At 71.3% G+C, this 13,534-nt stretch carries 11 protein-coding genes; all 11 read right to left on the reverse strand.

All coding sequences use genetic code 11. From position 1 onward, the window contains the following. Positions 1 to 162: 162 nt before the first annotated feature. The 11 genes from D7X99_RS11220 to D7X99_RS11265 are packed head-to-tail and all read right to left on the reverse strand — an operon-like array spanning position 163 to position 13,532. Entirely contained in the window at positions 163 to 2,688 is a 2,526-nt protein-coding gene (locus tag D7X99_RS11220) for a hypothetical protein (protein WP_158626984.1), read from the reverse strand. Continuing rightward, positions 2,685 to 6,452, reverse strand: a complete 3,768-nt coding sequence (locus tag D7X99_RS11230) for a baseplate J/gp47 family protein (protein ID WP_121777767.1) — start codon at positions 6,450 to 6,452, stop codon at positions 2,685 to 2,687. The genes D7X99_RS11220 and D7X99_RS11230 overlap by 4 nt, the downstream gene beginning before the upstream one ends. Continuing rightward, a complete protein-coding gene (locus D7X99_RS11235; RefSeq protein ID WP_121777768.1) occupies positions 6,449 to 6,823 on the reverse strand; it encodes a GPW/gp25 family protein in 375 nt (124 codons plus the stop codon). The genes D7X99_RS11230 and D7X99_RS11235 overlap by 4 nt, the downstream gene beginning before the upstream one ends. After that, complete coding sequence (locus D7X99_RS42780; RefSeq protein WP_120594164.1) at positions 6,823 to 8,010, reverse strand: phage late control D family protein; 1,188 nt, start codon at positions 8,008 to 8,010, stop codon at positions 6,823 to 6,825. Before D7X99_RS42780 ends, D7X99_RS11235 begins: the two co-directional genes overlap by 1 nt. Beyond that, a complete protein-coding gene (locus tag D7X99_RS11240) occupies positions 8,010 to 8,288 on the reverse strand; it encodes a LysM domain-containing protein (protein WP_120574501.1) in 279 nt (92 codons plus the stop codon). Before D7X99_RS11240 ends, D7X99_RS42780 begins: the two co-directional genes overlap by 1 nt. Before the next feature lie 10 nt (positions 8,289 to 8,298). After that, positions 8,299 to 9,027 (reverse strand): hypothetical protein, encoded by a 729-nt coding sequence (locus D7X99_RS11245; RefSeq protein ID WP_120594165.1) that lies wholly within the window; start codon positions 9,025 to 9,027, stop codon positions 8,299 to 8,301. Continuing rightward, positions 9,024 to 9,236, reverse strand: a complete 213-nt coding sequence (locus D7X99_RS42290; RefSeq protein WP_126932725.1) for a hypothetical protein — start codon at positions 9,234 to 9,236, stop codon at positions 9,024 to 9,026. Before D7X99_RS42290 ends, D7X99_RS11245 begins: the two co-directional genes overlap by 4 nt. 18 nt (positions 9,237 to 9,254) lie before the next feature. Beyond that, a complete protein-coding gene (locus D7X99_RS11250; protein WP_121777769.1) occupies positions 9,255 to 10,130 on the reverse strand; it encodes a hypothetical protein in 876 nt (291 codons plus the stop codon). Position 10,131: 1 nt separating this feature from the next. Then, on the reverse strand, positions 10,132 to 10,623 hold the full coding sequence (locus D7X99_RS11255; RefSeq protein ID WP_120574497.1) for a phage tail protein: 492 nt from the start codon (positions 10,621 to 10,623) through the stop codon (positions 10,132 to 10,134). Between the two features lie 24 nt (positions 10,624 to 10,647). Next, complete coding sequence (locus D7X99_RS11260; RefSeq protein ID WP_121777770.1) at positions 10,648 to 11,211, reverse strand: phage tail protein; 564 nt, start codon at positions 11,209 to 11,211, stop codon at positions 10,648 to 10,650. Then, positions 11,211 to 13,532, reverse strand: coding sequence for a phage tail sheath subtilisin-like domain-containing protein (locus D7X99_RS11265; RefSeq protein WP_158626985.1), 2,322 nt, complete (start codon positions 13,530 to 13,532; stop codon positions 11,211 to 11,213). Before D7X99_RS11265 ends, D7X99_RS11260 begins: the two co-directional genes overlap by 1 nt. Positions 13,533 to 13,534 lie beyond the last annotated feature (2 nt).

Genomic DNA, 13,534 nt, shown 5'->3' on the forward strand with positions numbered 1-13,534 from the left:
CCTCCCGCCCGACACGGTCCCAACCTGTCCGACTGTCGGACAGGTTCTTGCGGTGCGCCGCAGCCGGGAGTCCCCGCAGGGTTCCCTCTTTCTCAGCCACGGAGACTGACCCCATGTCCGCGGGCCTGGGGCTGGGGCCGGTCGGGCGCGTCGAGGCGGGGCTCATAGGTCCTGGGCCTCCTCGTAGGTGAGCGCGACGCCATCGCTTTCTCCGGACGGCGGGGCCCAGGCGAGCAGTTCGCCGGGCGCGGTGACGATGCGCTCGAAGAGGGCTGGCGGCGTGCCTTCGCGATGCAGCCGCTGCACCACCACCGAACGCAGGCCCGTGATCTCCGCGAGCGCGCCGTATAGGTCCGACAGCTGAAGATCCTGTCCCAGCTCCACGCGATCCGGATCCAGCAGTCCAGGCTCACGCTCCGGGTCGCGGTCCACGCCCAGCCGCAGACGCGTCTCTTGAAGCACCGCGACCGGATCCGCGCCCTTCACCACGCGCAGCAGCACCCGCAGCCGCACTTCCACACGCTGCCGGTTGATCAGGTTCAGCTCCACCTTCGGCGCCACCCGTGCCGCCAGGTGCGCGTGGAGAGCTTCCAGTTCGGCTGCGCCCAGGGCTACTCCTTCCGGCCCAGCCACCACCACCTTCAGCGAACGGCGGCGCACGCCATCCCGGAACACGTTCGCGCGGTGCACGCCGTCGAATACCAACGTCAGCGCCTGCACGTCCGAGAGCGACACTGCGCGGTCCATCGCGCCCACCGTGGCTGGCCCTCGCACGCGCGCCAGCGCCGGTGCCTCCGGATCCGTTCCTCCGGCCAGCGGCAACGGGTTGAACGTCTTCTCCACGCAGGGATGCGGGCTCGCCATTGCCAGCAGCCGCAGCGCGGCCCGGTTGCCGCCCGTCCCTCTGCCCACCCGGTAGCGGACCCGCACCTCCGCGCCCAGGGGCAACGCCGAACCATGGTCCCCTTCCCCGAAGCGCAGCCGCGCGGCCCCGGCCGGCAGCGACTCGACCGCGAAGGCCAGCTCATCCGGCGCGGCGTCCAACAACGAATCCACCTGCATCCACGCGCGGCCTCCCACCGTCAGGGACACCTCCGGCCGGCGGCCTCCCGCGCGGCTCGGGTCGCGCAACCAGGTCACCGGCCCATGCAGCAGCGACACCGTGCGCAGATCCAGCGCGGGCACCGCGATCTCCTCCACCGTGGAGCCCTCGCTGACGAGCGTGTTGTTTCCCAGCAACACCACGCCGTCCAACGAGTACGCGCGCGACAGCGGTGGCTGGAACGTCACCTGCGTCATCGGCGTGCGCTGACCGGGCGGAACCTCCGTGCGGACGCGCAGCACGCGCAGTGCTTCGCGGTAGATCCGCTCCGTGCCCTTCGCTCCTCCGGGGCCCAGACGCTCCACGTCCTCGGCCAGCACGAACCAGTCTCCTGGCCGCACCGGCGGCTCCTGTGAGGTGAGCCCGGAGGCATCCGTCATCGGCAGCAGGTAGAGGGAGTCCGTTCCGGATGCCGCCACGCCCAACGGCCGGGCCACTCCCGCTTCCGCGCCGAAGGCCTGGTCCGCCCGGTTCAGCGCTTCACTGCCCTTGAGGATGACGAGTTGATCCCGTGCCTCCTGGATGAGGCTGTTCACGAAGGCATCCAGGAACGTGACCATCCTGTCCAACCGGACCGCGTGCACGGTCGGGTCCTCGTCCGCGCACGGGGCCAGCGCCTCCTCCAGCGCGGCCAGTGCGTCCGCCTGCCGCTTCTGCAAGTTGCGGAGCTGGCGGGCGAGGATCTCCTGCGACTCGGACAACGCGCCCACGGGACGGCCGGGGGGAGGCACCGCCTGCGCCACGGCCTTCTGGGCCTCGCACAGTTGTTCGCAGAGCGCGTCCAGCGTGCTCTTGCACGCCGCATCCCCGCCCAGGTCCAACGTCTTCATCAACGACGCCAGCTTGCGAGCATCCTGCTTCGCGCGAGCCACCTGCCGTTCCTCCAGCGGACCGTGGCGCTGCACCTCGATGCGTTCCTGAAGCCCCGCGACCACCGAGCCAGTCCCGAAGATGCCGCCCGTGGGAGCCGGAGCCCCAGGCTCACCCGCCTCGCCGGAAGGCGCACCGGTCCCACCACCCGTTCCACCCGTCCCCGTGCCTCCACCTGTTCCCGTTCCCCCGCCCGTCTCCGTCCCCGTCCCGGTTCTTGTCCCCGCTCCAACCAGAGGGGGCAGGAACGCGCGCAGTTCGTTGAGCTCCGGCAGCAGGCGCAGCGGCGCGAGCGTCTCGAACACAGCGGCGGTCTCTTCCCCCTCCGCCGCTGAATTCACCGCCGTTCCCGGCGACAGCGTGCCGCGCACGTTCGCCTTGCAGCGGAAGTGCTGGAGCCCCACCGCCGCGGTGCCCGGACTCGGCCGATAACCGATGTGCCCGAGCAGCTTGGAGACGGAGTCCTCCAGCCGCGCGGTGGCGAGGAAGCTCTCCTCCGCCCACGCCTGCTGATACGTCCACAGCACGTGCAGCGCGAGCGCCACGCTGTCCAGCAGCCCCCGCCCCAGGTCCACCGAGGATGGCGCCGCGTACGCGAGCGGATTCCACGTGGGCGCTTCGTCCAGCCGGGTGAAGACGATGCGCGCCGACTCGCCCAGCCGGGTGCGGAGCTGCTCATGCGTCAGCGCCTGGTGCGTGGAGGGAACGCGGCTCATCGCAGCCCTCCGCACACCTGCACGGTGAGGACGCCTTCCGAACCCGGCCAGTAACCACCCCGAGCGGTGGCCACCTCGTCGGGTCCAATGGGAATGACGCCCGCCTCCAGCCGCTCCTGCGATTGGGGCTCCAGCCGGCGAAAGCGCTTCACCCGCACCGCCGTTACGCCCGGGACGCGCAGCACCGCCTGGTACAGGTCCGCGAGCTGCACGTCGCCGTTCAGGCCAGAGCGGTCCGGATCCAACAGGCCGCCGTCCCCCGCGATGGCGCCCACCACCGCGCCGCGCACCTGGTCGGCCTGCGCATGCGGCGCGGCATCCACCTCCAGGTCCAAGTCGAGCGGCACCCATTTTGGCGGCAGCGCTTCCACGTCCACGCCCAGCAGGCGGATCTCCTCCAGGCGACTGCGCACCCCCGCCCATCGGCGCAGCAGCTCGTCGCGGTCGAGCGTGTCCTCGTCGCGCAGCAACACCGTCACGCGGATGACCGTGCGCAGGTCCCGGTCCACGGCGCGCGCCGAAGCCCCCGCCACTTCCGGCATCTGCTGGAGCATCCGCACGTAGTCGTCGACCGTGACGGCGGACAGCGGCTGCGACACGCCAGCCGGTGCGCGGTAGCGAATGGAGTCGAGCGACTCCGCGTCGCGTCCCTCCACCGCGGGCAGCGGATTATCCACGCGCACCAACGCGCGCACGTCGTCCATCGATTGGGCCAGCAGCTCACCCGCGGACGCGGAGCGCTGCGGATCCAACGGCACCTGGAGCAACCGCGTGAGCACGCCCTCCCCCACGTTGGCCGCTGTCCCCAGCCCCACGCGCAGCGACAGTCCCAGCGTCGTCTCCCGGGGCGGAAGCACGGCGCCGTTGACGCCGTCGCCCCAGCGCAGGCTGGCGCCACCCGTGGGGGTCGCGCGCAGCACGAACACCTCATCCCCTGGCCCCTGGACGGACAGGTCGTCCACCAGCGTCCAGGGGTCGTCCTCCACGCTCACCTGGAGCTGGGGCGTCCCGCGCCGCGACGTCTCCTCCGGCAGTGGATACCCAAAGGCCTGGACGCTGACCGGATGGAACGGCAGGGCGAACTCGCGCTCCTCGCTGCCGTCCACGACCGGGGACAGCAACGCGCGCCACTGCGCGAGGCCGCGCGCGAAGGGCTCAGCGGAGTCCGCCTCGAAGCCCTCTGGTAGCGGAGTCACCGGCAGCCCGTGATGCGCGGGCACCACGTTGCCCAGCACCGTCGCGCGAGGCCCAGGTGCGGGGTCTCCCGGCGCCAGGAACACCTCCGGCGCGAACCTGCGGGGATCCCACCCGACAAAGGTCGTATCGGTGGCGAGCGCCACGGAGGTCACTCGCACCACGTGCCCGCTCTCGCCGCGGCCCCGGTAGAGGATCAGCCAACGGCCGGGCTCCAGCTCCGGGTACAGACCCGCGAGCGTGGCGCCCGTGTCCCCCAACTGCACGGACTCCGCGAGCGTCACGATCTCCAGCCGGGGGAAGTACGACAGGGGCGACTCAGTGACGAACACCAGCGAGTGCTCGTCCGTGGAGACATTCGCCACCAGCGTTTCAGCGGGAATCTCCAGCACGCCGCCACCGGTGAGGAACTCCAGCGCGGTGGTGCCGGGCGGAAGCACCGACAGATTCAGTTCCTCCAGCCGTGCCTTCACCAGCGCCGCGAGCGCCTCCGGATCCAATCGGAACCGCAGCATCACCGTGGCGGAGAGCCCCGGATCCGGCACGTAATCCAGTCCGCGCGCGTGGTCCTCCACGGAGCGCCGCAACCGGGCGTCCTCCAGGAAGCCCTCCACCACCGCGCGCTCCTGCTGGTACGCCAGCGAGTCCAGCTGCGCGGCCACGGCCTCCAGCAACATGGTCGTGAAGTCCGCGGGCCCCCGGTCCTCCCACGGCGACATCACCGTGCGAGCCCGCTCCAGCATCACCGCCAGCAACGACTGCGCATCGCGAGCCTGGTAGTCCACCAGCGCGCCAGGCGCCGGACGCTCCGGGGCCGCGAGCCACGGGCGCGGCTGCGGATCCCTCACGTCACAGCCCGGCACGACGTCCGGAGCCCACGCGCCAATGAATGGCGGCGGGTCGCGAGGACCATCGCCCGGAACCGGCACGGCCGCCCGCGAGATGGCAGCATCCGGAACCAGCCGCAGGTCCACGGTCTCCGGGGGCGGCAGGCCACCAGTGAGCAACACCGGAGGAATCTCCGGAGTCCCCGGCGTCCGATACGGCAGTGGCCCCACCTCCAGGAACGGCGGGGCCGCGCCCTGAGCGAACAGTGCGAGAGAGGCGGACAGCTCCGCGTCCGGCTCCAGCACGAACGGCGCGCCCACGATGGCCGTGAAGAGCGAGTCGTAGGCGCGAATCTCTCCGGGCCCCAGCCGCAGCCCATGCGCATGCCGGTGCCAGGTGAGCTGCGCCAGCAGCAACTGCTCCGCCTGAAGCCAGCCCGCGTGCACCGACGTCCAGGCCTCGGTGCGCCGCACCAGCGCCGTGCGCAGTCCGCCCTCCAGTTGCAACGCGGTGCCGGTGATGACGAAGAGGGAGCAGTCCTCGATGGCGATCTCCCCCGGCGTGCCCACGTCCAGCACCGGCTCCAGGCCGCCCAGCGGCGCGGCCACGTGCAGGCCCACGACGTCCGCATCGGTGGGAAACGCAGGCAGCGTCAGCGGCCCCACGACCGAAGCAGACAGTGCATCCAACGCGGCGATGAGCCAGTCGGACCAGGACGCCTCGGGCTGCGCGGACACCGGAACAGGCGCCGCTGACACACGGCTCACCTCCACGTCACGAACCACCACCGGCTCCAGCGAAGGGCCCCCCAGCACCCGCATGCCCGTGGCGCGCGTTCCGGCGGAGACATCCTCCACCTGGCCCATGGCCACTTCGATGCTCCGCCCGCCCAGTGCGAGCACGCCCATCGGGAACCCGCCCTGCACCCGTTGCACGGTGAAGCCACGCACCTGGAGCGCGCCCGCCGAGGCCACCAAGAGCCCGATGCTCCACTGCACCCCGAACGCATCCACCTCGCTCACGGACACGTCCACCATGGACAGGCCCTCGCCCTCCTCCCGAGCCACCAGCACCCGAGCTCCGGTCGCGTTCGGCCCGGAGACCTGCGACACCGTGAGCCCGGACAGGTCCGCTCGGGTGAAGCCCGCCAGCTCCAGGCCTACGCCCGTCTCCATGCCCATGACGTTGCGCACCGCGACGTCCGCCCACTGCGAACGCTGACAGACCGCCCGCACTCCAAAGGCATCCCCCGCCGTGGCCCGCACGCCGTCCACGGACAGGCCCGTGACGCGGGCCTCCGTCGCCAGCAACCGGAGCCCCGTCGCCACTTCGCCCTTCGCCTGCGTCACCGTGAGCGAGTCGATGACCACCGTGCCGTCCGGCGTCTCCACGCTCACCGCCGCGCAATCCCCTGACGCCGTGGCGCTCACCGTGACGTCCGACACCTCCACCCGCGTCCCCAGGAGGACCAGCCCGGCGTCCAACGCCACCACCGTCACACCCGACAGTCCGGTGACGAGCCCCGTGACTGCGAGCGTCCCGCCGTCAAGCTTCAGCGTCACACCCGGGCCGCCCGTGAGCCGTAGCGCGTGCGCGGGCGTGCCGATGACGAAGTTCGAGGTGAGCACGCCCTCGCCCACGGGCAGCACCCACTTCACCTCGCCCGGCGGCGTGGTCTCCAACGCGGCCTGAGCCTCCGCGAGCGACGCCTCCAGCGGCAATGTCAGGACCCGCGCGCTCACGGCGGCGCCTCCAGGTCCCGGCGGAACAGCTCCGCGTGTTCCTCGCCCGTCGCCAGCAGCGTGTAGAGGATGTCCACGTAGAGCGTCGCGTCCTCGGCGCTCACCTTCACCGCGTCCAGGCGCACCTGGTCGCGCATGAACTCCTGCACGTTGAGGCGGATGATGTACTCGGTCGTGGCGGCGGCCTCCGGGCTCGCGGCGCCGAACACCATCCGCTGCACGCCGCACCCGAAGCGCGGCCGGTTCACCCGCTCCCCGGGCAGAGTGAAGAGCAACTGCTCCAACTGCTGACGGATGACCTGCGAGGGCCCCACCGTGCGCGGCGTGCCCAGGTCTCCCAACTGGAAGGGGAAGTGCAGGCCGCGCCCCATCACGCCACCCCGTTGAGCGCGTCGCGCGCCAGGTCGACGTCCACCTCGTAGCGGGCCAGCGCCTCCGCCCACACCCAGCGGTGCCGCGCGCCGCGCACGTACCAGGTGCCATCCATCAGCTTGCCCGCTCCCACGAGCCCCACCGGACGCCGGGCGCGGAGGATGCGCTCGTAGCGCAGGCCCTGCACCGTGCCGTTCGCCTCCGCCAGCCAATCCGCCTCGCGGTAGTCCGACCACGCCAGGTTCTCCACCTCCGGCACGTCGTGCGGCACGTCCACGTACTGCAGGCCCACCGCCTTCGTCTGGGGCCGCTTCGGGAGTACCGCCGCCATGCGCGCCTTCAGGATGTCCGCGCGGCTTGTGGGCCCCATGCGTGGGAAACGCGGCGCCGTCACCGTGGCGGAGCGGATCCGCCTCGTACGCTCGTCGATGTGCTCGCCATGCAGCTCCGTGGGGCGGTGGCTCTCCCAGCGCGCCTTGAGCTCGATGACGGTCGGCGTGGAGCGCGGAATGAGCGACAGGTCCGGCTGCTTCGGACCATTTGGCCGGGGCAGGTGGAAGTGGCCCACGCTCTCCGGCGCCGCGTTGGCGCCCGCGCCCACCGGCCCCTGCTTGCGCTCCACGAAGACCTCGAAGCCGTTGCGCCGCGCGAGCCACCGGAGGAGCGATGCATCCGTGCCGCGCTGGAGCACCACCGCCCGCGCCGGGTCTCGCACGGGCGCCGTCTCCTGCACGTCCAACGCGAAGCCGTATTCACCGTACAGCTGCCGCACGATGCCAGCGTCGGACAGGCCACTGAACGAGCGCGTGCGCTCCTCCAGGTGCATCAGGCACGACGCGTCCAGCCCGTACACCTCCAGCGACGAGTCCGGCATGCGCGAGGGGCCGAAGTACGGCTCCACCGCGGTGATGTAGCCGTCGAACACCACCTCCTGCACGTCCGGCGCCTCGCTGTCCGGAGCGCCCAGCCCGAAGCTGATGGTGACGCGCTTGAGCAGCGCGAAGCGCCCGTCCGCCAGCGCGTCCCAGTCCCCCGAGTCCGTGGGCGCCATGTCCAGGGACAGGTGGAAGGAGGACGCGTCGTCGGTGCGCTCGTCCACCTCCAGGCGCGACACCCGGCCGCGGGCGTCCGTCATGGGCTGCCCGTCGATCCACAGCTGGAGGAACGCCGCGCGCTGATCCGCCATCAGGGCTTCTCCGGGATGAACAGCACCGTGCCCGGCTCCAGGAGCGCCTCGGGCTCGAAGGTGGGGTTGGCGTCCACGATGCGCCACGCCTGGTACGGGTCGCTGAAGTAGCGCTGCGCGAGCAGGTCCAACCGGTCCCCCGCCACCACCTTGTGCAACAGGGACGTGGGCACGCTCGGCGCCACGCGGGGCACGTACAGCGACACCGTGGCGCCCTCCGGGCCCAGCGGCACGGCGTACGTCGGCAGGTCCTTGTGTCGCGAGGAAGGGTCGCTCATGGCCGTCTCTTCAGCTCGCCCCGTTGAGCTTCACCTGCGGCGCCAGGGCCTGCGCGATGAGGGTGCTCGCGTCCGCGCCCTTCACCGCCGCCAGGTCCTCCATCCGCAGGCGCTGGTCGCGCAGGTTCGCGAACGCCTGCTCCACCTTGCTGTTCGCCGCGTTCTCCCCCACCTCCAGGATGCGCATGCGCAGGTCCACCTCCGCGCGCAGCGGGAACAACGCCGGGTCGAAGCGCTGCTCCACGATGGTCATCCCGGTGATGACCACCGGGAAGGTGCGCGGCCCCAGCATCAAGAGCAGCTCCGTGGGGTTGAGCGAGACGAGCTTCGTCGCGGGCTTCTTCTCCTCGTCCCCCGTCTGGTCCTTGCCCAGCGCCATGCCCTCCAGCATGGCCAGCTCCGGCAGCACGCCCTGGATGCCCTCCCCCTTCGTGTCGCGCAGCAGCGCCTCCGTCACGTCGAAGACGAGCTTCAGGGCAATGGTCTCGCTCTTGGCGTGCAGGCCGCCGCCGCGCTGACCATCGGTGAGGATCTTGGTCTGCTCGGGCGTCTTGCCGGGCTTCGTCTCCCACTGGCCCGCACGCGTGCGCGTCACCGTCTCCGGGTTGTACTGGAAGCGCAGCGCGATCACGCCCGACGCGGCCTTCGGGTCGGCGGACGACGGCGGCAGCGTCACCAGCATGCCCTTCTGGAGCTGCTGATCGAACGCGATGAGCGTCGGATCCAGGTTGCGCGTCATCCATTGCCCCGAGCGCCGGGCGGCTCGCGCTGAGCGAGGCTCCGGGCAATGGCTTCGTTGTTCTTGTCCATCAGCGCCACCACCGTCTGGGTGAACAGCTTCACGAACTCCTTGGGGTTGTCCGGGACGCTGCGCAGCATCCACGCGAGCTCACGCTCCATCTCGCGGCGAGTGAGTCCGACCTGTCCTTGCACCGGGGGTGGGGCCATGGCGTGCGCGTCCTCTCGTCAGCTCCAGCCATCCACCAGCGGACGGCCTTCCAGCTCGTTGCGAAGCAGCTCCAGGTAGCGCCACCGCCTGGCCCGAGGCAGGGCCAGGATGTCCGCCTCCGACCAGTGGTAGTGGAAGGCCAGCACGTGCACCTCCGTCTCCAACCGCGCCGCCCCACCCCGCAGCTCGCGAGCCAGCAGCGCGAACGGATCCAGCTCCAGCTCCAACCACGCGGAGCACTTCGGGCAGCGCGCCAGCAGCCCCAGGTCCGGAGCGCTCGTGCCGTCCGCCAACGCCAGCGCCACCGCGTGCCGTGAGCGCGCGGGCAGGGCCAGCCACGCGGAAGGCGTCAGCGTCTGCCCATCCACCACCACCAGCCGCGACCACAGGAGCGCGGACCGCTCCGCCCGCGTGCCATGCACTTCCGCGAGCAGCGCGTCGTCCTCGCCCGTGGGCTCGCGCACCTCCGCCCGTCCCTCCGGCAGCGCCACGGTGAGCACCTCCGGCGCCGCGTCCACCCGCTCCGGCGAGAGCGCGGAGAGCCGCACGTCCACGTCCGCCATCGCCTCGCATCCGGGCGCGGGGCAGCGCGCCACCAGCGTCGCCCGGTCCCCGTACATCCGGGCCCGCAGGTGCAGCGCCACGTGGTGCCTGTCTCCGCGCGTGAGGCAGGCCGCCAGCTCCGCGTCCACGCACGCGTAGTCCCCCAACCGTCCCAGACACGCCGCCAGCCACCCGCTCACCGCGCGCGGGCCGGGACGCTCGCCGGCCTGGGCCAGCGCCCACTCCTCGCGGCCGGTGAGCGGGCGCAGATCGCCCTGGCGGTGACAGCGGCCGTCCTCGTCGAAGAGGCCGTGCGGCAGCAGCACCGGGATGGGAGGTTCCAGGAGCACGTCAGACCACCGGCTCCAGCGTGAAGCCCTCGTGCTGGACCTCCAGGGACTCGATGAGGATCTCGTTCGCCTCCGCGGCCAGCTCCGACATCGCGGTGAACTTCGAGACCCACGCGTTGCGCAGCACGAACTTCTTCACCGCGCGGTTGAAGTCCAGGTCGAAGACGAGAATCTCCACGGTGCGCCGGAAGTCCGGCTCCGCCGAGCGGAATCCGGGCGTGGCTTCGTGCCGGATGAGCTGGGTGGCCCAGTCCCGGAACGTCGTGTCCTGGGTGAGGCCCGCCTCCAGCGTGAGGGGCTCGTAGTGCACCCGGCCCGGGGACAGCTCGTCCACGGAGGACGGGCTGTTGCCGGAGCGGAACTTCACCACCTCCACGGTGCCGGTGATGCCGGAAATCTTCCGGCACGCGGCCACCTCGATGTTGTTGAAGAGCACGCGGAAGTTGAAGTTGCGGTACGGGTCACGCTTCGTGGATTCGACGAATCGGGGCATGGCTTCACTCCTCGAATGGGGACGTCAGGGCGTCGGGAGGCTCGTCGCGGGCATGGACAGCACGGGCCGTGGCACCGGCTCCCAGCCCTCGTGGGTGAGCTCCAGCGTCAGGAGCGCCACCTCGCCCGCCATGGCGTCCAGCTTGGGCAGGGCGTGGAACTTGCTCACCCACGCGTTGTGCACGTGGAAGCTGCGGATGCGCGCCTCCATGCCTCCGGGCGGCGGCACGTCCGTGGGGTGCGCGTAGGCGTCCCATACGTCGATGAAGAGGTCGCGCTTCACCGGCTCGCCGGGCGCCTTGCCGGTGCGCGCGAACTCCAGCACCGCGCGCGCCCAGCGCTCCAGCGTGTCGTCCAGCGCCAGCCCCTGCTCCAGCACGAGCGGCTCCCAGTTCACCTTGTGGGGCTGGGCGTACCGGTGCAGGTTGTTGCCGCCCTCCCACGTCTCATAGGCACCCACGCTGACGGACAGGCCGGACACGGTGCGCACTCCCGCCACGTAGTCGCCGGCCGCGGATGTGCTCATCCGGAGCCGGAACTGGAAGGTCCGCAGCGGGTTGCGGGCGTTGGCGGGGACGGGCGTGGGCATCAGGCCGCCAGCAGGCTCTTCTGGCTGATTTCGATGACCACGAACTCCGCGGGCTTCAGCGGCGCGAAGGCCACCTGCGCGGTGACGATGCCCGCGTCCACGTTCTCCTGCGGGTTGGTGCTCCGGTCGCAGACGACGCTGAAGGCCTCTTCCGGCGTGCTGCCCTGGAACGCGCCCTGCCGGAACAGCCCCAGCATGAAGGATTCGATGGCGACGCGGATGCGGCCCCAGAGCTCTTCGTCGTTGGGCTCGAACACCGCCCACATCAGGCCGCGCCTCAGCGACTCCTTGAGGAAGAGCGCGGTGCGGCGCACCGGGATGTAGCGCCACTCCGGGTCCGGCGACAGCGTCCGCGAGCCCCACGACACCAGCCCCACGCCGGGGAACTGGCGCAGGCAGTTGAGGCTCGCCGGGTTGAGCTGGTCCTGCTCCGCGTCGATGACGGGGTACTGGAGGCCCAACGCATTGGCGAGAGACGCCTCGATGCCAGCTGGCGCCTTCCACACGCCGCGCGTGGTGTCCGTGCGCGCGAAGAGGCCCGCCACATGGCCGGAGGGCGGCACCAACCGCGTGGGGTTGCGGCCCACGCCCACGGGGTCCGCCACGCGAATCCACGGGTAGAACATGGCCGAGTTCTTCGAGCGCGAGGGCAGCCCGTCCACGAACTGCTTCGCGTCGTCCGGCACCACCGCGAAGTCCTTGTCCACGCCGCCAGGGCCGTCCGCAAGGAAGAAGCAGTCACCCCGGTTGTCGCAGTACGCGACGCCAGCGGCGATGAACGACACCTCGTTCTTGCCGGGCAGCGCCACGATGTTGACGTCCTCCGTGTCCAGCGCGTGCAGGCCCGTGCGCAGCTTCGCGTCGCCCGCGAAGTCGGACGTGTCCAGGAGGCCCGCGCCGTCGTCGCCGCCCAGGAGCCGCAGGTTCGTCACCGAAGACGGACGCACCACCGGGTTCGCGGGCGAGTCATCCGAGTAGCCACGCGCGCGCGGCGCGAAGCCCAGCTGCCGGAGCATGGTGGGCACCGTGGGCTGGAGCGTTTCGCTGATGGAGAGCTGGAGCCCGTCGAAGGACTCCGCGCTCATGCCCGCCGTGCCAGCGGCGCCGGTGCCGGTGAAGCCGGTGGCGGAGAGCGACAACATGGAGGTGCCCGCGGCCGTGGCCAGGCCCGTGATGACGGTGTTGCCCTGCGCGTCCGTCACCACCGACGCGACCTTGCCGGCCAGCGCCACGCTCAGCGAGTGGTTCAACTCCGCGGGCGTCACCGCGCCCTTGTCCACCGCCAGGATGGGGATGGGCACCACCGTGGTGCCGCCCGGCGGTCCCACGGTGACCTTCGCGTCCTCCGGATCCAGGTCGTACGTCGCGCCCGTGGGCTTGGGGATGGTGAGCGTGGGCCCGGTGGCGACCTTCAGCGCAATCTCCGGCGAGTCCGTGCCGCCGATGACGAAGGTGTTGGTGAGACTCGCCGAGGTGACGGCCTGGGTGAGGAAGGCCTTGAGCTCCGTGGCGGTCAGCTGCACGCGGCCGTTGACGAACGCGGCGGCCGGCACGGCGGCCACCACCAGGGCCTGGGTGATGGAGACATCCAGCGTCGTGCGGGGCAGGTCCGGCTGGGCCTCGTCCCAGGTGGAGACCTGGAGCTTGCCGCCGTCATAGAGGCTGTACTTCGTGCTGGCCAGCACCGCGGCCTTGAGCCGGGGAGGCACGCCCGGGACGAGCACCGCGCCGGGAGCCCTCGCGGCGAGCGCCACCTGGAACTCGTCGCGCACGCGGAGGTAGCGGGAGATGTCGTTGATGCGGTCGCCGACATAGTCCTCGCTGGACAGGTCCATGCGCACGTCCTCGAACGTCTCCAGGCGGCGCGTGGCCCCGGCCTCCGTCCACATCACCTCCACGCGGAACGCCTCGCTGGGGAAGTTGAGGGAGTCGCTCACGTTGACGCGGAGGTAGTCGGACCACTCGCCCGCGCCCCGCGCCAGGAACGTGAGGGCGTTGAGGCTTCCGCCCGCTCTCGCGACCAGGGGCGTGGACACGCCGCCCACCGCGTCGGACGGCAGCACGCGCACGACGTAGGCGCGCCGACCGCCCGAGTCGAAGAAGGCCTCCACCGCCTGCGCGACAAGGCCCGCCTCCCCGGGCTCGTGTCCGCCAAAGGCCCGCTCGTACTCGGCGAAGCCGGTGACGAACGAGGCCAGGGCCGGGATGCCTCGCGCCGTGCGCCCGACGAACGCCGCCGTGGACGTGCCCACCCCTTCAATGGGGCGCGCACCGGCACTGATCTCCTCGACATAGACGCCCGGATGCAGTCGCTCAGCCACGT

The organism is Corallococcus sp. AB032C, assembly GCF_003668935.1.
Taxonomy (GTDB): domain Bacteria; phylum Myxococcota; class Myxococcia; order Myxococcales; family Myxococcaceae; genus Corallococcus; species Corallococcus exiguus.